Origin of the sequence: Mucilaginibacter yixingensis (assembly GCF_041080815.1) — a bacterium.
GTDB classification, from domain to species: domain Bacteria; phylum Bacteroidota; class Bacteroidia; order Sphingobacteriales; family Sphingobacteriaceae; genus Mucilaginibacter; species Mucilaginibacter yixingensis.
In genome coordinates this window covers 753006-772276 of record NZ_CP160205.1, presented here as the reverse complement: position 1 = coordinate 772276, position 19271 = coordinate 753006, and the positions used below count along the sequence as shown (strand labels likewise).

The 19271-nt window shown below is 48.5% G+C and carries 11 protein-coding genes; 4 read left to right on the top strand and 7 right to left on the bottom strand.

Translation table 11 applies throughout. The annotated features are described in order from the left end of the window. Positions 1 to 5: 5 nt before the first annotated feature. Positions 6 to 3308 (top strand): efflux RND transporter permease subunit, encoded by a 3303-nt coding sequence (locus tag ABZR88_RS03190; protein ID WP_107829611.1) that lies wholly within the window; start codon positions 6 to 8, stop codon positions 3306 to 3308. Between the two features lie 16 nt (positions 3309 to 3324). Next, positions 3325 to 4413 carry an efflux RND transporter periplasmic adaptor subunit gene (locus tag ABZR88_RS03185; RefSeq protein WP_107829609.1) on the top strand — a complete coding sequence of 363 codons (1089 nt, stop codon included), beginning with the start codon at positions 3325 to 3327 and terminating at the stop codon, positions 4411 to 4413. Positions 4414 to 4670: 257 nt separating this feature from the next. On the opposite strand, the gene ABZR88_RS03180 is transcribed toward ABZR88_RS03185, so the two are convergent. The 4 genes from ABZR88_RS03180 to ABZR88_RS03165 form a co-directional block, all read right to left on the bottom strand. Continuing rightward, the gene (locus ABZR88_RS03180) at positions 4671 to 5903 is read right to left on the bottom strand and encodes a DUF2264 domain-containing protein (protein ID WP_107829607.1); all 1233 of its coding nucleotides are present in this window, start codon (positions 5901 to 5903) and stop codon (positions 4671 to 4673) included. Next, positions 5900 to 6850: a family 43 glycosylhydrolase gene (locus ABZR88_RS03175; RefSeq protein WP_107829605.1), complete on the bottom strand. Its 951-nt coding sequence runs from the start codon at positions 6848 to 6850 to the stop codon at positions 5900 to 5902. Before ABZR88_RS03175 ends, ABZR88_RS03180 begins: the two co-directional genes overlap by 4 nt. Beyond that, complete coding sequence (locus tag ABZR88_RS03170) at positions 6851 to 8056, bottom strand: glycoside hydrolase family 88 protein (protein WP_107829603.1); 1206 nt, start codon at positions 8054 to 8056, stop codon at positions 6851 to 6853. Between the two features lie 132 nt (positions 8057 to 8188). After that, the gene (locus ABZR88_RS03165) at positions 8189 to 8386 is read right to left on the bottom strand and encodes a hypothetical protein (RefSeq protein ID WP_107829601.1); all 198 of its coding nucleotides are present in this window, start codon (positions 8384 to 8386) and stop codon (positions 8189 to 8191) included. Positions 8387 to 8472: 86 nt separating this feature from the next. Between ABZR88_RS03165 and ABZR88_RS03160 the strand changes: the two genes are divergently transcribed. Together ABZR88_RS03160 and msrA are read left to right on the top strand one after the other, a co-directional pair. Beyond that, a complete protein-coding gene (locus ABZR88_RS03160) occupies positions 8473 to 10635 on the top strand; it encodes a glycoside hydrolase family 3 C-terminal domain-containing protein (protein WP_107829600.1) in 2163 nt (720 codons plus the stop codon). Between the two features lie 289 nt (positions 10636 to 10924). Next, the gene (gene msrA, locus ABZR88_RS03155) at positions 10925 to 11536 is read left to right on the top strand and encodes a peptide-methionine (S)-S-oxide reductase MsrA (protein ID WP_107830181.1); all 612 of its coding nucleotides are present in this window, start codon (positions 10925 to 10927) and stop codon (positions 11534 to 11536) included. 236 nt (positions 11537 to 11772) lie between these two features. On the opposite strand, the gene ABZR88_RS03150 is transcribed toward msrA, so the two are convergent. The 3 genes from ABZR88_RS03150 to ABZR88_RS03140 form a co-directional block, all read right to left on the bottom strand. Beyond that, positions 11773 to 14076, bottom strand: a complete 2304-nt coding sequence (locus ABZR88_RS03150; RefSeq protein WP_211309840.1) for a glycoside hydrolase family 3 N-terminal domain-containing protein — start codon at positions 14074 to 14076, stop codon at positions 11773 to 11775. Between the two features lie 91 nt (positions 14077 to 14167). Further along, entirely contained in the window at positions 14168 to 16072 is a 1905-nt protein-coding gene (locus tag ABZR88_RS03145) for a RagB/SusD family nutrient uptake outer membrane protein (protein WP_107829598.1), read from the bottom strand. A gap of 22 nt (positions 16073 to 16094) precedes the next feature. Next, complete coding sequence (locus ABZR88_RS03140; protein WP_107829596.1) at positions 16095 to 19253, bottom strand: SusC/RagA family TonB-linked outer membrane protein; 3159 nt, start codon at positions 19251 to 19253, stop codon at positions 16095 to 16097. Positions 19254 to 19271 lie beyond the last annotated feature (18 nt).

Sequence of the window (19271 nt, the reverse complement as noted above, 5' to 3'; positions counted from 1 at the left end):
CAATTATGTCTATAGTAACATCAGCGCTAAAACGGCCGGTTACAACGGTGGTTATCACCATCAGCTTGCTGATCTTCGCCGTGCTGAGCGCCATCAAAATACCCATTGATATCTTCCCGCAGCTTAACCTGCCCACCATTTATGTCATTGAATCATACGGGGGTATGTCGCCCCAGCAAATGGAGGGTTTCTTTTCTACCCGTATGCAGGATCAGTTTCTGTACATTAACGGTGTAAAAAGTATTACCAGTAAAAACATCCAGGGCTTAACGCTCTTAAAACTCACCTTCTACGAGTCTACCAATATGGCCGAAGCATCTGCACAGGTGGCCTTACAGGTAAACCGTGTAATGAGTTTCTTCCCGCCGGGTGCACTGCCGCCGCAGGTAATCAGGTTTGATGCCTCGTCGCTGCCGGTTGGTCAGCTGGTTTTCTCCAGCCCTACACGTAGTTTGAAGGATATATACGATTTGGCGTCTACCCGTATTCGTCCAACTTTTGCTACTATTCCGGGCCTTTCTGCGCCGCCGCCATTTGGCTCAAACGCCCGTTCTATTACCGTGAGTGTTAACCCCAATAAACTGCGCAGTTATAACCTGACGCCAGATGAGGTGGTAGAAGCGCTGGCCAAGTTTAACGTCATGTCGCCGTCTGGTAACCTGCGCTTAAACAACACCATGTTCCTCACATCAATGAATACCCTTATTGGCAAGTCTAACAACTTTGGGGATATCCCGATCAAGACCCAAAACGGTGTTCCTATACTGATTAAAGACGTTGCCCGCGTAGCCGACGCTACCGACGTAACGGTTGACTATGCCCTCATTAACGGCAAACGCTCGGTTTATATGCCGGTGGTAAAAACGGCCGATGCTTCTACCTGGTCTGTAGTAAGTGCGCTTAAAGCCAAACTGCCCGAAATGCAGAACCTGCTGCCCGATGACGTAAAAATTTCTTACGAGTTTGACCAATCGGTATTTGTAATCAATGCGGTAAAAAGTTTGATGACCGAGGGCGGCCTTGGCGCGCTGCTTACCGGTTTAATGGTACTGCTCTTTTTGCGCGACTGGCGTTCCAGCCTCATTGTGGTTATCACCATTCCGGTATCCATCCTGATTGGGGTGCTGTTGATGGGCATGTTTGGGCAAACCATCAACATTATGACGTTGAGCGGCTTGGCACTGGCCATCGGTATCCTCGTCGATCAGGCCACGGTGACGATAGAGAATATCCACCAGCACCTGGAGATGGGCAAAGATAAAGCCCAGGCTATTTATGATGCCTGCGAGGAAATATCCTTCCCGCTGTTACTCATCCTGCTGTGTATTCTGGCCGTATTTGCCCCGTCATTTATGATGAATGGCGTACCTAAAGCCATGTTCCTGCCGCTGTCGCTATCCATCGGTTTAACCATGATCGTGTCTTACGTGCTGGCGCAAACGCTGGTGCCTATTCTTTCTAACTGGATTATCAAAGCCGAAAGATACCAGCACTACGAGCACGGCAAAGTACATGCGCACGCCGGCGAATCTATGGATGCGGAGGAAGGGAAACAGATAGAACGCCACCTGCAAAATGAGCGCGAGCATCCTGAAAAAAATGATCTGTTTGAACGCGTTAAGCTGCGTTACATGCGCATTATTTCACGCTGGATGCCTAAGAAAAAAATCATTGTGCCTTTATACCTCGTGGGGGTATTGGTGCTGGCCGGTGTTTGTTTTGTGGTGATTGGCAAAGACATGATGCCGAAACTAAATAACGGCCAGTTTCAGCTACGCATTAAAGAGCCGGAGGGTACCCGTTTAGAGCGCACCGAAGAGAAATTTAAGGATGTGCTGAAAATTATTGACCAAACGGTAGATCATCATGTGGCTATTACCTCTGGTTACGTGGGCCTGGTGCCCAGCAGTTTTGGCAGCAGTAACTTGTATGTATTTAATACAGGCACACATGAAGCCGTGGTTCAGGTAAACCTTGACGAAGGTTATAAAATGAACATGGATGAGCTGAAAGATGCGCTCCGCAAAAACATCGCTTATAAAATGCCCGAAATGCAGGTAAGCTTTGAGCCGATAGACATGACCGAGAAAATTATGAGTCAGGGCGCATCAACACCAATAGAGGTGCAGGTGGCCGGAAAAGACATGGCTCAGATTGAAGATTATGCCAACAAGGTGGTAAACAAGCTAAAGCATATTACCTACCTGCGCGATGTGCAGATAACCCAGCCGCTTAGGTTCCCGGTAATTACCATCACGCTTGATCGGTTAAAGGCATCGCAACTGGGCCTGGATACCAAAAGCATTGCGGCCTCTGTTACGGCCAGCACTTCATCCAGCCGCTTTACCAATAAAAACCTTTGGCTGGATGCTAACAACTCCTACACCTACCAGGTGCAGGTGCAGGTACCAGAGTACGTGATGAACACCATGGAAGAGTTGCGCGAAATTCCGCTGGTAAAAGGGCAAAGCACACCGGTGCTTGGCGATGTGGCCGATTTTAAAACTACTTACGTACCCGGCGAGTACGACAGAAGCGGTCCGCGCCGTTACTTAACGGTGAGCGCCAACATCTACAAAAAAGATTTGGGCACTGCTACGTCTGATGTTAACAAAGCACTTGCCGCTGTTGGTAAACCACCCAAGGGCTTACTGGCAACCGTAGAAGGCATGTCTGGCCTGCTGATTGAAACATTAAGCAGCTTACAAAACGGCCTGGCTATAGCCATTTTAGTAATCTTGCTGTTGTTAACGGCCAACTACCAGAGCTTTAAGCTGGCTGCGACGGTATTATCTACCGTTCCGGCGGTAATTCTGGGGTCATTGCTGGCCTTGCTGGCCGCGGGGTCTACCCTCAACCTGCAATCGTACATGGGTATGATCATGTCTACCGGTGTATCTGTTGCCAACGCAATTCTGATTGTAACCAATGCCGAGTTGTTGCGCAATGAGTATAAAGACGCTACACGCTCATCAATAACGGCAGCATCTATCAGGCTCCGCCCTATTTTGATGACCAGTTTGGCTATGATGGCCGGTATGATCCCTATGGCATCGGGCCTTGGCGAAGCGGGCGAACAGACCGCGCCGCTGGGTCGTGCGGTTATCGGGGGCTTATTTTTCTCTACCCTGGCCGCCCTGTTTATCCTGCCGCTGGTATTTGCCTGGATGCAGGAAAAAACCGGCTACAAATCGCCGTCATTATTGGAAGGCGTTAAACTCAATGGCGATAAAAGTGCCGAAACAGGTCAGCATCACCCCGAGTTAAACGGCGTTCATCAACATCAGGCAGAAACTATTATCAATTAATTATCCACCACAAATCATGAAAATAAAACCCATCATTATATTATCTACCGCGGCGTTGCTGGCAGCATGCTCCAACAACCACCCGGTTGATATGACCAAAACTACCACCGGCACTAAAAACAGCGCACCCGAAAATCCGGTGGGCGTTGTAGCTGAACGCGCGCTTACCAATACGTTGCGCGTACCCGGCCAACTTAAATCATTTAACCAGGTGTTCATCTTTCCCAAAGTGAACGGCTTTGTAAAAAATATTTATGTTGACCGCGGCAGCGTTGTGCATAAAGGTCAACTGCTAATGACGCTGGAGGCCCCTGAAATGGAGGGCCAACTGCAGGCGGCTACCTCGCGCTATACCCAGGCACAGGAAAATGCCGCCGCCAGCAAAGAGAAATACAACCGACTAAAGGATGCAGCCAAAGAACCGGGATCGGTATCGCCATTGGAGTTAGACAATGCGCTGGCGCGGATGAAAGCCGACGATGCTATTGCCAGATCAGAACAATCAAACGTTACCTCGGTAAAAGCCGTGCAGGATTACCTGAACATACGCGCGCCGTTTGACGGCACCATTACCCAGCGTAATGTATCGCCGGGGGCACTGGTATCACCAGGCAAAGGCGCTGATCAACCAATGTTAATACTGCAAGACACCCGTAAACTGCGCCTGGAGGTTTACATACCCGAAGATTTTGCCGATAAGATTGACCGCAAGCAGCAGGTAAGCTTTGTGCTGAACGCCATGCCGGGTACAACACATAAGGCCAAAATTAGTCGCGCAGCCAACGCATTGAGTGGTCTGCGTTCTGAAGCGGTTGAGATTGACGTTGAAAACAATGACGATACCATGAAGCCAGGCATGTATGCCGAGGTTACCGTACCGATGCAAAGCGGTGTAAAAACCCTCGCCGTACCTAACAGCGCCATCGTACGCTCTACCGAGCGCGAGTACGTGGTAACTGTTGACCAGGGCCGCGCGCACCTGACCGATATTAAAGAAGGCTTGGCGGGCCGTGATTCTACCGAAGTTTTTGGGGCGTTGAAACCCGGTGAGCAGATCATGACCAAACCGAGCGATGAGGTAAAAGAAGGTGATGCCGTGAAGTAATATCATCGTAAAAAGCCTAACAAGGTTGTCATTTCGATGAGCACGAGCGGGGAATAAGCGTAAGCGCGGAAGAGAAATCTTATACGCGCGACAGGCTTATCGTTCGGGTTGCAATCGTATAAGATTTTTCACTCCGTTCAAGAGAGTAGTTCCCCCGTTGGTCGAAATGACATGTTATTAAGAAAACAGCCCTTGCTTTACAGCAAGGGCTGTTTTCTTAGTTCAAGCGTTGACGCCTGAACGAGCATGCTTTAAAACTACTTCCTCATATCCATGGCATGGTCCAAATGCATGTCCTGGCCGCTCCAAACTTTTACTGCAGTCCACGGCGCATCTGGTTTGCTCCAGAAATCATCAGTTGCGGGCAGTCCCAGCGGCAGGAAAATTTCGGCGCACAGATACTCGCTGCCGGTAGTAATATAAGCATCGGCTAGGCCGGGTTGAGCGCCATAAACACCCAGACTCAGCCAACCTTTCTCATTGATGGTACCGGGAGCGCCAACGGTTTTCTTCAGCATGGCTTCCAGCGCGCAGCGCACCTGAGCCGGGTTTAAGCTGGCCGGCAGTTGCTTTTTCAATGCCAGATTAGCCAGGTGATGGAAACTACCGCAACGATACGTGATTGACCTGCCGGTGATAGGATAAGTACCATCTGTGCTGATCAATCGCTCCAAAATTTCGGCATAACGCCTGCCGGCCATATCCTCTGCGGTTTGTTCTGCGACGTAAGTTTTCTTTTTCGCATTTACCTCCTCAAGTATGGTGCTGAGGTATGGGTGGATGACAATGCTGTTGTAATAATCGAAATGAAAGTTCATCCCATCGGCATACATGCCATCACCCACGTACCAGTGTTTGTTAAACTCGCGCACGCCATATTCAATGCGCACGGGGTCATAATCCAGTCCGTATTTGCAAAAGAAGGTTTCAATCATACCCGTGAACAGTACCCAATTGCTATAGCCGGGCACCGTAGCACGAGTGGTTTTAAAAGCGGCTACTAATTGCTCTCGTGCGGTTGCATCCAGATGCTCCCATAACCATGGCGCACGCACCAGGGCCAACGCCAAAAAAGAGGCGTCAACCAAAGGCTGCCCGCCTGTCCATTGCAGGTAATCCTTAGCTTTGGGATTTACTGAATTGGCTATAGCTTTTAAAGCCCAGGCGCGGTATTGGTTCCGCAGCTTTACCTCATCAGCATCGCCGCCTTCCAGTTGCAGCCAGGGCGCAATGCCGCTCATGGTCCTACCGAAAGCTTCCAGATAGGCCACTTTGCTGCGGCTTTCCTTATTATCAATCCGCTCAGAAAGCATAACCGGCATATTGGCTTTCAGCTCGTCGGCAGCCAGGTTGGACAGTACCGGGCGAGCCACTTTGTCCATATAATTCAGCCAAAGCTTTCTGCCTGATAAAGCCACCGCCTTATTTCTATTTTGTGCCGATACCGACAGCACCGGGATCAGCAGTAGTAAACACATTAGCTTTCTCATTCCTTTATTTCTACAGGTTTAATCTCTTCAAATACATCCACCGGCAAGATATTTCCTTTATCATCAAAATGTAGCGATGAGATACAGGTTTCGCGGTTATAGCCATTGCCGTCCGGGATTTTAAAACGATGATAAGCAATGTACCACTCATCTTTACCAGGCACCTGCACCACCGAGTGGTGGCCGGCGCCTTTTACCACACCGCGACCTTTCAATATTGGGCCGCCCGGAGCTTTAACAAACGGCCCCAGCGGAGACGTGGAGGTAGCGTACCAAACCGAATACCGCGGATCGCGGGTATCAAACTCAGACCACATTAAATAGTAAATACCTTTGCGCTTAATAACAAACGGACCCTCGTTATAATCCTGCGGCTTAAAGGATACTATTTTGGTGCTATCATAGCTAATCATATCCTCATTCAGTTTTACCACATGGCAGCTGCCGTTACCCCAGTACAGGTAGCTTGAGCCGTCATCGTCGGTAAACACCGCAGGATCAATCATCTGGCCCTTAAACATCCCTCTTTTTATCAGCGGCTTGCCCAGCGGATCTTTGAACGGACCGGTCGGTTTATCGGCTACCGCTACGCCAATGTTGGTATCGGCAGCGTAGTAGTAATAATATTTGCCATTTTTTGTGCCGATGGTGGGTGCCCAGGCGCGCGCGGCGGCCCAGGTAAGATCGCGCGGCAGATCGAGGATCTTGCCCTCATCTTTCCATTGTACCAAATCTGCAGAAGACCAGCAGGTAAAATAAGTTGATTGCCAGCCTTCGGTACCATCCGTAGTTGGATAGATATAAAACCTGTTGCCAAAAACTGCAATATTCGGATCAGCATAAACACCGGGCAATACCGGGGCCGGTGCTTTGGTGGTATCGGTTTGGGCAAAGCCGCTTAACGTGCAGCTTGCCAGCAGGGCCAAAAGGCTGGTGAGTTTCTTCATTTATTTGGCAAAGTTTTTATAACGAAGCATCGCTTCAACAAAATAATAATCGGCATAAGTTAATGGCACATCAATCTCTGTTTGATTAGGGAAGTGGCCAACGCTATGCTTCAATATAAAACCACCGTTGGTGCCGGCCGCCGCTTTATATTTTGGAGCCGAAAGGTTTCTCAGAATCGTCTCGGCTACCTTGAAATATGTTTTTGCGTCGGCTGCATCGGTATATTTACACAACTCCAACAGGGCCGAGCTCATCACTGCTGCGGCCGAAGCATCGCGCAGGGCGTTTGGAATATTGGGCGCATTGAAATCCCAGTAAGGTATCTTATCTGCCGGCAGATTTGGGTTGTTCAAAATGAATTTGGCAATATGGTTAGCCTGCTGCAGGTACTTTTTGTCTTTGGTTTCGCGATACAGGGTGGTGTAACCATACAGTCCCCATGCTTGTCCCCTAGCCCAAGCCGACTCGTTGGCGTAGCCTTGTGCGGTACGTCTTTCCTTCACAGCACCAGTTTCAGGATCATAAACCACCACGTGGTAAGAGCTATAATCCGGGCGGAAGTGGTTTTTCATGGTAGTGTTGGCGTGCGCAACGGCAATCTTATAATAGCTGGAATCGCCGGTGGCATGGGTGGCCCAGAACAGCAGTTCAAGGTTCATCATGTTATCAATAATCACCAGGTACTCGGGTTTATTGGAGTTCCATGATTTGATGACGCCCATTTTGGGGTTAAAGCGGGTAGAGAGTGATTTGGCGCTGTTAATAAGAATTTGCTTATACTCATCTTTCGGCTCTACTTTCATGGCATTGCCAAAGCTGCAATACATCATAAAACCCAAGTCGTGCGTGCCTTTGTTGTATTGCTCTTTGGCTAAATAACCTAACGATTTATTGGCATCGGCCAGTAAAGCCATGTCTTTGGTTTGCTGATACAGATATAACGCAGTGCCCGAATAAAAGCCGCTGCACCACCAACCGGACGCGCTGGTTTCCAGGCTGTCTTTATCGGCATAGTAAGTTTTGGGGAAACGATCTGGCTTTAACCGGCCGGCTAAAACTTTGTATTGGGCATCGGCATCAGTAAAATTTTTATTGATGGTTTTTAACAGCGCGGGGTCTGTTTTAAAGGTTTGCGCCTGCAAGCTGCTGGTGTATAAAGCACACACCATAGCCAGAGGAGCTAATAGCTTGATTCTGACAGTCATTTTCTCAGGTTAGTTGATTTGGTTTGAACCACAATAATACTCAAAACGACCGTAAAAAACACTAAAACAAGTGCGTAAATCATTCTGTTAATTATTCCTTTCAGCACCACAACAATTTGGGCTTTGGACCATTTACTTCTCTGCCAGTTGCAAGCCCGTTTCGGCAAGCGCAGCTTTAATAATGGGGATAGCCGACGGACCTAATCCGTGCAGTTGCAACAATTGCTTTTCGGTCCAACCGGAGAGTTGCTGCAACGACAAAATACCGGCATTGGCCAAAGCCCGATGGGCCGGTTGGGAAATTTTGAGCAAGGCGAGATCTTTTTCCATTTTTTAGACCGGCAATTTTAAGGTTAGCAATAAAAGTATTAAAATAGCACAAACACAATTATTTATCTATAGTTCAACCTTTCTACATGAAAATAAAGCTCCTAAACCTTAGCGCGCTGGGCTTTGCCTTGCTGCTTGGGTTACCCGTTGCACAGGCTCAGCAAACCGACAAACAAACTGATGCCAAAATAAAACGGCTGCTTAAACAGCTAACCCTCGACGAAAAAATCACCATGCTGCATGCCGACAGCAAGTTTGGCACGGGTGCTGTACCGCGCTTGCATATCCCGGCCTTACTGACAGATGACGGCCCGTTGGGGGTGCGCGAGGAAGTTGATGACCATTGGGCACCGCGCAAGTTAACTACAGACTCGGCCACGTTCTTCCCTAACGGATCGGCCATTGCGGCTACGTGGAACCCAGCGCTGGCCCTGCGCTACGGGCAGGATCTGGGCGAAGAATCACGCGCCCGCAAAAAGGATGTGATACTGGCGCCGGCTTTCAATATTGCCCGCACACCACTTAACGGACGTACTTATGAATATCTGTCAGAAGACCCTGTACTTAATTCGACATTAGCTGTGCAAACCGTCAAAGGGATTCAACAATGGCATGTGGCCGCCTGTATTAAACACTACGCCGTTAACAACCAGGAGACCGACCGCTACAAGGTAAGTGCTGAACTCAGCGAACGTGCGCTGCGCGAAATTTACCTGCCTGCTTTTAAAGCCGCGGTGGAGCAGGCCGACGCATGGTCGCTCATGAGTGCGTACAACAAAGTACGCGGCAGTTATTGTGCCGAGAACAGCTACCTACTCAACGATATCCTGAAAAAAGAATGGGGTTTTAAAGGCGTGGTGATCTCCGACTGGGGCGGAGTGCACAGCACGGTCAACTCGGCACTTAACGGACTGGACATAGAGATGGGCTCTCCCGGTAGTTATGATAAATACTTTTTTGCTGCGCCACTCAAAACCGCGGTTCAGGAAGGCATTGTACCAGTGAAGGTGATTGATGATAAGATCTATCGCATTCTTAACCTGCTTTATCATACAGCTTTGGCTGCTGATACAAAGAAACCGCAACTTAACTCGCCTGCGCATTACAAAACAGCGTATGACATTGCATCAGAGTCTGTTGTACTCCTGAAAAAAGATGCCCGTTTGTTACCGCTCAACCTATCAAGTGTAAAAAACATTGCTGTTATTGGCGACAATGCGGTCCATCATTTTGCATTGGAAGGTTACGGAGCCGGAGTAAAAGCCAAATACGAAGTTGATGTTTTGCAGGGACTAAAAAACCGCCTGCCTAGCGTTAACATTACCTTTGCCCGTGGCTACAACGGCAACTACAAAGCCAACGCACCCGATTCTGTAAAAGCAGCCAGTAACAGGCCCAATGCCAAACTAATTGCCGAGGCCGTTGCTATGGCCAGCAAAGCCAACCTGGTGATTTTGTGCATTGGCGGCAATCGTAGTTACGAAACCGAAAACACGGATCGCAAAGATTTGAGCATCCCGTTCGGCGGGCAGGAACTGGCCGACGCTGTGCTGGCAGCCAACCCCAACACCATCGTAGTGTTTACCGGCGGCGCACCTTATGATCTGGGCAAACTGAAACAGCAAGCCCCTGCCCTGTTATGGGATTGGTACAACGGTTCTGAGCACGGCAACGCCCTGGCCGATGTGCTGCTGGGGCGCGTTAATCCATCAGGCAAACTGCCGTTTACGTTCCCCGCATCACTGGATGATTCACCGGCCCATGCCCTGCACACCTATCCCGGCAACAATGATATAGCCGAGTATAAAGAAGGCATTCTGGTAGGCTATCGCTGGTTTGATACCAAAAAGATTGATCCACTGTATTGCTTTGGTTATGGGTTATCGTACACCACATTCTCGCTTTCAAACTTCACTACTGATAAAGTCAGCTATACTTCAAACGATGTTATTACCGCCAGTGTAACCCTTAACAACACTGGCAAGAGTTCTGGTAAAGAGGTGGTACAACTGTATGTGCATAAAGATGGATCGGCTGTAGAGCGGCCGGAACAAGAGCTAAAAGCTTTCCAAAAGGTATTGGTGCCTGCGGGTAAATCAATTAAAGTGTCGCTAAAATTAAAAGCATCTGATCTGGCTTATTACAACGAGAAAGATAAGAAGTGGACGGTAGAGCCGGGCAAATATGTGCTGATGGCGGGAACGTCATCAAGAGATTTGGAGGGGAAAGTTACGGTTAGTGTGCGGTAATTACATTGCAACTAGGCCTTCCCGCGCCCTTCGACGATGCTCAGGATGACACCCGACGCCCTTTATCTTTTATACTTTTAAAAGTAGGGGGATGTCATGTTGAGCTTTGTCGAAACACGCGCGGGGGCATTTGATGTCACGCTTTCGCCACAAGCGCTCAAGATTATCATCTCCCTCAAACTTGTTGCAATGTCGCCAACTCATAATTACCTATTTTTGACCGGCCGATGGCAAAACCCGGAAATTATTTGCAGGCCGATTTCGTTTGTTAGATAAAATGATCATCAATATGAAAAAAATAACCGGCCTGCTGTTGCTGGCCCTGATGCTGCCTTTTGGCGGCCGCGCTTTTGCTCAAGCCAAACCTGTTACCGATACCGCTACTTTTGGCATGGGCTGCTTCTGGTGTTCTGAAGCTATTTTTCAACGTGTTAAAGGTGTGGTTAAAACCGAATCGGGTTTCTCAGGCGGTACCGTACGTAACCCAAGTTATGAGGATGTGTGCACCGGCAACACCGGCCATGCCGAGGTGGTGAATATTATTTACAACCCCAAAGTGGTGAGTTATAATGATCTGCTGGAGATTTTCTTCAAAATGCACGATCCAACTACCTTAAACCGTCAGGGTGATGACGAGGGCACACAATACCGCTCTGCCATTTTCTATCACGGTGCAGAGCAGAAAGCCTTAGCTGCCAAAGCCAAGGCCGAGCTGAACAAAGCCAAAGTGTATCCAGACCCAATCGTAACGGAGATCACCCCATTCAAAGCATTCTACAAAGCCGAGGGCTATCATCAAAACTACTTTAACCTGAATGGCAGCAAACCTTACTGCCGCCTGGTTATTTTACCTAAAGTACAGAAACTGGAAGCAGTGTTTAAAGCGAAGCTGAAGAATTGAGTACAATTGATCAGCTTAAAACAGAAGTGGCCCGGGCATTACCCGGGCCACTTTTGTTTATACAACTTGTCATTGCGAGGAACGAAGCAATCTCGTCGCAAGATCGTCGGATAAATGCATGTCCGTCATGCATCAGACGAGATTGCTTCGTTCCTCGCAATGACAATAAAGATAACCGCGCGCCAACAAAAAAGCCCGGCAAATGCCAGGCTCAAGGTTTAGGATTTCCCCATTGCTTATTTAAAAATCAGTTGAGCGGTTTGATCGCCCGCCATTATCTTGAATTCGCCTGGCTCTGTTACCGTTTTCAGGTCGGCGTTTACAAAGGCCAGGTCATTTGGTGTTAGCTTAAAGGTTACGGTTTTAGTTTGACCGGGTTGCAGGTCAATCTTATCAAAACCACGCAGGCGTTTTACATCCGGGGTGATGCTGGCTACCAAATCACTGCTGAACAATAACACCGCCTCTTTACCCTCACGCTGACCGGTGTTGGTTACATCAACAGTTACCGTCAACGTCTGACCGGCGCTCAACGTCGGGCTGCTCAATTTCAGGTTGCTGTATTTAAAAGTGGTATAGCTCAAGCCATCACCAAACTTAAACTGCGGGTTGTAGTCGGCCTCATAGTTATAGGCCCCTTCCATGGTGGCACGCTCTTCAGCAGGTTTGTGATAGTAAGTAATAATTGCGTTTGCGTAGCGCGGATAGGTATAAGGCAGTTTACCCGATGGGTTTACATCGCCATACAGAATATCAACCAATGCATCACCACCAAAGTTGCCCGGTAAAAAGGTTTGCACAATGGCTTTAGCCCCTTCGGCAAACTCGCTGATCACCCGCGGGCGGCCTTCATTCAGCACCAGGATTACCGGCTTACCAGATGCCATTACCTTTTTAGCCAGCTGGATCTGTAGGTCAGAAATACGCAGATCATTCAGGTTACCCGGTGTTTCGGTATAACTGTTCTCGCCCAGGCAAAGCACCACTACATCGGCACGGGTGGCGGCATCCGCAGCATCTTCCATCTTGTCGGGATATTCTTCCCAATATTTGCCGTCGTTCTTATAGCTCACACCCGGTACGTAGTTGATGTTTTCTTTACCAGCCTTGTTTTGCAGCGCTTCCAGTATGGTGTTGTATTGACCGGCAAACTCTTCGGTCAGGTTACCCTGCCATGAGTAGGTCCAGGCGCCGTTCAAGGCACGCATCGAGTTAGCATTTGGACCGGTTACCAGCACTTTTACGCCTTTCTTCAGTGGAAGCACATTATCAGTATTCTTTAACAGGGTGATAGATTCTGCAGCAGTATTATAGGCCGCCTGCTCAAACTCTTTGCTGCCAAATTTTGGATAATCATGGTAATCAGTATTCGGGCGGGTAAACAGACCTGCAGCATATTTCACTTTCAGAATGCGGGCCACAGCATTATCAATACGGGCTTGCTTTACTTTCCCTTCTTTTACCAGGGCAATCAGATCATCACAAAAGGTTTTGTAGTCATAGGCAATCATAGACATATCCACACCTGCGTTAATGGCTATCATAATAGCCTCTTTCTCGCTCGATGCAATATGATCGCGCTTATAGAGATTATCTATATCTCCCCAATCGGTTACTACCAGACCCTTAAAACCCAACTCGGTTTTAAGCAAGTCAGTCAGCAATTTCTTGTTAGAGTGCACCGGAATGTTGTTGATGATAGATGAGTTTACCATCACCGCGTGCGAACCGGCCTCAACACCCAGCTTAAACGGCGGCAGGTGATACTCGCGCAGCGCCTGGTCTGATATAAACGCCGGCGTGCGGTCTTTACCCGATAGCGGCACCTGGTAACCCAGGTAATGTTTAATGGATGACACCACATGCTCCGGATTATCGGCATCATTATTATCGCCCTCAAAACCTTTTACGGCTTGATAACCCAACTGACCATCCAGATAAGGGTCTTCACCAAATGATTCCCATTGGCGGGGAGAGCGTGGGTCGGCGCCCAGATCCAGCAGCGGCGAGAACACCCATGGGGTATTGCTGGCACGAACTTCATAAGCGGTCACTTGTGCCGCACGTTTTACCAGTGAGCGGTTAAATGAAGCAGCCTGATTGATTTGCTGCGGAAACATAGTTGCACCGGCAGTATAGGTAGCACCGTGAATGGCATCAATCCCATAAATAATGGGGATTTTAAGGCGTGTTTTTAACGCCCGATCTTGCAGTGTGCTAATCACACTAAACCATTCTTCTTTGGTTTTAGCGCGATTATTGGAAGCATTGAGTATAGAGCCCAGGTAATATTTACCAACGGCATCCTCTACCTTGGCGGGGTCCAGCTCAAAAGCTTTAGGTTGATTTTTGGGAACCGGTTTGGCCAGCGCATCCAGTGTGATCTGCGCCATCTGGCCCACCTTTTCCTCCAGCGTCATTTGTTTCAGCAACTGGGCTACCTGGGCATCGTACTTACTTTGAGCCGTAGCCCCGTAGCCCGATGCCAGCAACGCCAGCGCAATAGCATATTTTTTTATTTCTGTTGATGAGAGAGGCATTAGTGTAGATTATTATTGATTATAACAGGTATGCCGGCCGTCGCAAGACCGGCATACCTGTGGCTTTGGTTGTTTAGTTTAAGCTGATATTTTATTGCACCTTGTCCAGCGGCGCCACGTTTGATTCAGAACCGGAGTAGCCTTTGTTCTGGTTAATATGACCGTTTACATTCAGGTTGATATCTGCCTGAGGTATTGGCCACAGCACGTGGTATGGCGATATGGTAAAGTGGTTACCCGAGTTGGTAACAACGTTAGGGTTACGATAGAAATCGTTCTTCTCCATAATCCTGTCATAAAAGAAGTTATTGGTAGAGAAGCTGGCCACGTTGTAAGTTTTACCATTATATGCTGGGATACCGGTTTGCGCAAAAATGAAGGCAATGCGGGTCAGCTCGGTTTTGCGCGGCTCTTCCCAATACAGTTCGCGCTGGCGCTCATCCAGTATGGTACCGATGTTCACCTGTGATGGATCGGTTAACAAGGTAGCCTGTGCACGGGCGCGTACCACATTAAGATCAGCCATAGCCTGTGCAGTCTGGCCTTTCCAAACGTAGGCCTCGGCACGCAGCAAATAGGTTTCGGCCAGGCGGAATACGTACCAATCGGTGTTAGTGCCGCGTGGCGGGGTCCACCATTTGTCAATCGCTGTGTTGCCGCCTCCCGGGTTTACAAACACTTTGTAATGCGGCCAGCTAAACCATGCACGGATACTATCTGCCGGACCATTTTTAAATACTTTACCCGGAACTTTAGCATCGGCATCAGTCCACTGAGTTAAGTGCTGACCGTATTCAGACGGATCATAATCTGGTTTTGCAGAATTGTTCAGATCCGGATTATTAAACACCAGATCGGTCATATTCATCCAGTTGCCTGGTGCGTGGCGCAAGTCGCCACCTGCATTTTTCCAGATGGCCTGGGTGGCGTAAGAAGTAGCTCTTGCCCTGCCGATACCACGACCATACCATAATGTGAGTGGATATTGCGCGGTAACCGCATCTACAATACCTGGTTTGTGGTTAATTGGGGTAAGGATACTACCGTTATGCCACATCGGCACGATGTTACGCATAATCTGCGATCCGTGGTCATAGGCACCTTCCAGCGACTCGCGGTCAATTACGTTGTATAAGGCCTCGGTGTTATTGGCTAATGATTTGTTATCAGGGCGATGCAAATCCCAGATTACGTTGCGGGTAGCATCACTGGCAACAATACCAAAACGGCTGGTCATCAGGTGGTACGGGCCATTTATAACGGCAGTGGTTGCGGTAATAGCATCATCAAACAAACCCAGGGCCAGGTCAATCTTAGCCAGCAGGTGGTAAGCAGCACCTTTAGATACTTCGCCTTTGTCTACACCATCGGTCAGATAGGTAACGGCCAGCTCCATATCGGTTTTCATTTGTTTCAGGATGACGATACGCTGAGTTGAAAAATAGTTGGTTACTACACCGGTTTCTTCTTTCAGGATCAATGGCACATCGCCAAACTGATGCGTTAAACGATAGTAGCAGTAAGCACGGTGAAAGTAAGCTGCACCCAACACCGCGTTACGCGCCGCCTGAGTTGGCCATTTGGCGTTATCAATGCGGCTGATAACCGTGTTGGCATAATGCACGCCAGACCACCAGATATACCAGTAACGGCCAATCTTGTTATAGTCATCACTATCCAGGTTGGCGGTTGGGGTAATACGCACGTTCAAATCCTGTGCGGGGGTGGTTTTATCGGTTGTACCCTCAACGCCCGAGTCGGTAAAGATCGACTCGGTCAGCATCGGTGCAGAATCTCCAAAAAACTCAATGCGCACATTGGCGTTCATCGCCTCTAACGCAGCCTTAAAAGCTGCAGGCGAGTTCAGCGTATTGTCTGGCGAAAAGTTTGATAGCGTTTGCGGGTCAAGCTCGCTACGTTTGGTACAGCCATCGGTTACCAGGGCCACCGCTGCCATTACCAAACCGGCTATAATATTTTTATTTAATGTTCTCATTTCTCTCTGTTCTAAATCTGTATTAAAGTGTAGCGTTCAAACCAATCTGGAAGATTCTTGGCGTCGGGCCAGCGTTTGAGCCGGTGTTCTGCGGATCCCAGAACGGGTACGAGGTAAACACATACGCGTTGTTGGCACTGGCAAATATTTTGGCGCTCTTAATACCAAAGCGTTGCAGCAGCTGTGGATTGAAAGTGTAACCTAAGGCTACCGTGTTCACCCTTACAAATGACGATTTGCGCCAAACGTTAAAGCTGGTACCGTTTGAGCCTGATGCCAGACGGGCATAATCATCAATTGGGTTGGCTGCCGTCCAGTAAGGCAATTTGTATGAGCTTTGACGCAGGAAGCCTACACTGCCCGGGCTGTTTTTAGCCTCGTTAAACTGTGACAGTTGGCCCATGCTTGAAACCAGCAGGAATGAAAAATCAAAGTGTTGCAGGAAGTTGATATCGTTACGTAATGACCATTGGAACTTAGGCGATGTGCTGCCCAAAAACTGTTTATCGTTATCATCATATTTATGGTCGCCGTTTACGTCTTGCAGCTTAAAGTCGCCGGGACGGATACCTGCGCCAGTGTACAAGGCGGCATCAGCAGTTTCGTTGCTTTGCCACACTCCCAGAATTTTGTAATCCCAAACGGCATTAATATCATGACCGATAAACCAGCCGTTGGTTTTATCGTCGGCCTCGGTGGTTACGCTGTTGCCGTTGGCATCGGTAGTAGTAACCGGACCATACAAGTGAATCAGTTTATTACGGTTGATGGTAAAGGTAGCAGCCGAACTCCAGTTGAAGTTTTTGCTTTTGATGTTCACACTGTTTAGCGCAATCTCCAAACCTTTGTTATTTACCTGGCCAACGTTGGTTAATACAGACGATTTGTTCCAATCGGTACCAGCTAAACCGAGAATGTAGTTAGCGTTGTAGCCCTGGATAGATGAGATAGAGCGATTAACCAGCAGGTCAGTAGTATTACGGTTATACACATCGATAGAACCACTCAGGCGGTTATTCAGCACCGTAAAATCCAGACCGATGTTGGTACCGGTAGTACGCTCCCAGGTCAGATCAGGGTTTTGCAATGTACTTGTATAAATGGCGGTATTGTTAACCACGGCACTGCCCACGGTTGGATATTTGATTAACTTGAGCAATGCCAGCTGGATGGCCGGATCTATTGTTCCCTGCGGCGGACGATTACCGTTAACGCCGTAGCTGATACGCAGTTTACCATAGTTTAACCAGGTAAACCTTTTCATAAATTTCTCGTCGCTAAACACCCAGGCCAGCGCTCCTGACGGATAGTTGGCATACGGATTTTTCAAACCAAACGGCGAATAACCGTCACGACGGATTGAACCGGTTAAGATATAACGGCCCAGCAAGGTGTAGTTAATACGACCTAAGATGGCGCTGCCATTGGCCACGCGGTCATCACTGCTTTCTACCGGTAATGAGCCGGCGCCAATGTTATGGTAACTTAAGGCGTCGCTTGGGCTAAAGCCCTGATTAGAAGTGTTGGTATACCACGACTGATATTTCTCGCGGTTAAGCAGGAAAGTGACATCAATGTTATGGATACCAAAAGTTTTGTTCCAGGTCAGCAAGTTATCCAGGTTGTAGCGGTACCTGTTCTCCATACTGCGGGTACCTTCGCCACCAACAGCTGCATTTTCATCAGGGTCTGCCAGCGGTTTAAAGGTGAAGTTTCTGTACGACTCGATATCCGGGCTGTAAGTCAACTGATATTTGATATCAAACGGCAGCGATACTTTCACAAACATGTTTGCAAACAAGGTATTCTGCACGGCCACCTTAGCATCATAGGTATAAGCAAGCAGCGGATTACGCTGGTTCAAACCATTATCATAAGTGGTGTAGATACGGGTAAGCGTACCGTCAGGGTTGTAAACATTACCGTAAGGCGATGAGTTGATAATCTGCTTCCAATCGGCAGCGTTGCCACCTTCATCGCGCTGGGCGTATTGTGCGTTTACGCCCAGGGCAACATATTTACCAGCCTTACCTTCCAGGTTTACACGGAAACGGTAGTTGGTGTACTGGTCGCCCACAATCTCGTTCTGGTTACGGGTAAAGTTGCCAGACATGTAGTAGCTGATGTTATCATTTTTGCCTGATAAGCTGGCGGTATAATCCTGACGCTTGCCATTACGGAAAACCAGTTTACTCCAATCAGTTACGTTACCAGATTTATAGTTGGCAATTTCATCAGGCTGCAAACCTATACGGGTAAGCCAGGTAGTGGTAGGGTCGCTGGTTGATGAACCCATGAACTGCGCCAGGGTAACACCATCAGGCAGGTGATTAGGATCGCTATAGAAATAATACGGGTTATTAACATTGGTAGCACGCGCCGCGTCTGAACGCCAGGTCAGGAAATCATAACCCTGATAGTACTGCTGTTTCTTTTCCAGCTGAGTGATACCATAGTTGGCGTTGATAGAAATTTGTGGCGCACCATTTTTACCCTTCTTGGTAGTAATAGCTACCACACCCGCAGCAGATACCGAACCGTAAACGGCCAGCGCGCTGGCATCTTTCAAGATGTCGATACGCTCAATATCGTTAGGGTTGATATCAGAGATCACACCGTTGTAGATCACACCATCAAGTACAATGAGCGGTTGAGTGTTGCCTGTTAGCGTGGCTTTACCACGTACCAGCAGGTCGCCGGCGCCACCGCCGCGTGCAGAGGTGTTCATACCTACGTTGATGCCGGGTGCGTTGCCTTTAATCAGGTCGGTAACGCTCACCGGGTTTTCGTTCTCCATCTTTTCGGCTTTGATACTGGTAATAGCGCCGGTAACATCTTTTACCGCGCGGGTACCATAACCTATTACCACCACTTCTGTCAGCTGCTTATTGTCATCGGCCAGGGTGATGTTAATGTTAGTGCGACCGTTTATCGCTATCTCCTGGCTGTTGTAGCCTACGCTGCTAATATGCAGTGCATCATTACTTGAAGCCGGTATGGTAAAGGCACCGTTAAGATCTGTAGCTGCGGCTTTATGTGTTCTTTGGTTAGTAACGGTTGCCCCAGGTATGCCGAGGCCCTTGCTATCTTTTACTACACCCTTCACTGGATGATCCTGTGCGTACGACAGCATGATAGTGGTGAGTAAAAAGGAAATAAGTAAAGTAATTCTTTTTTTCATAATCAGTTATTTCAACAT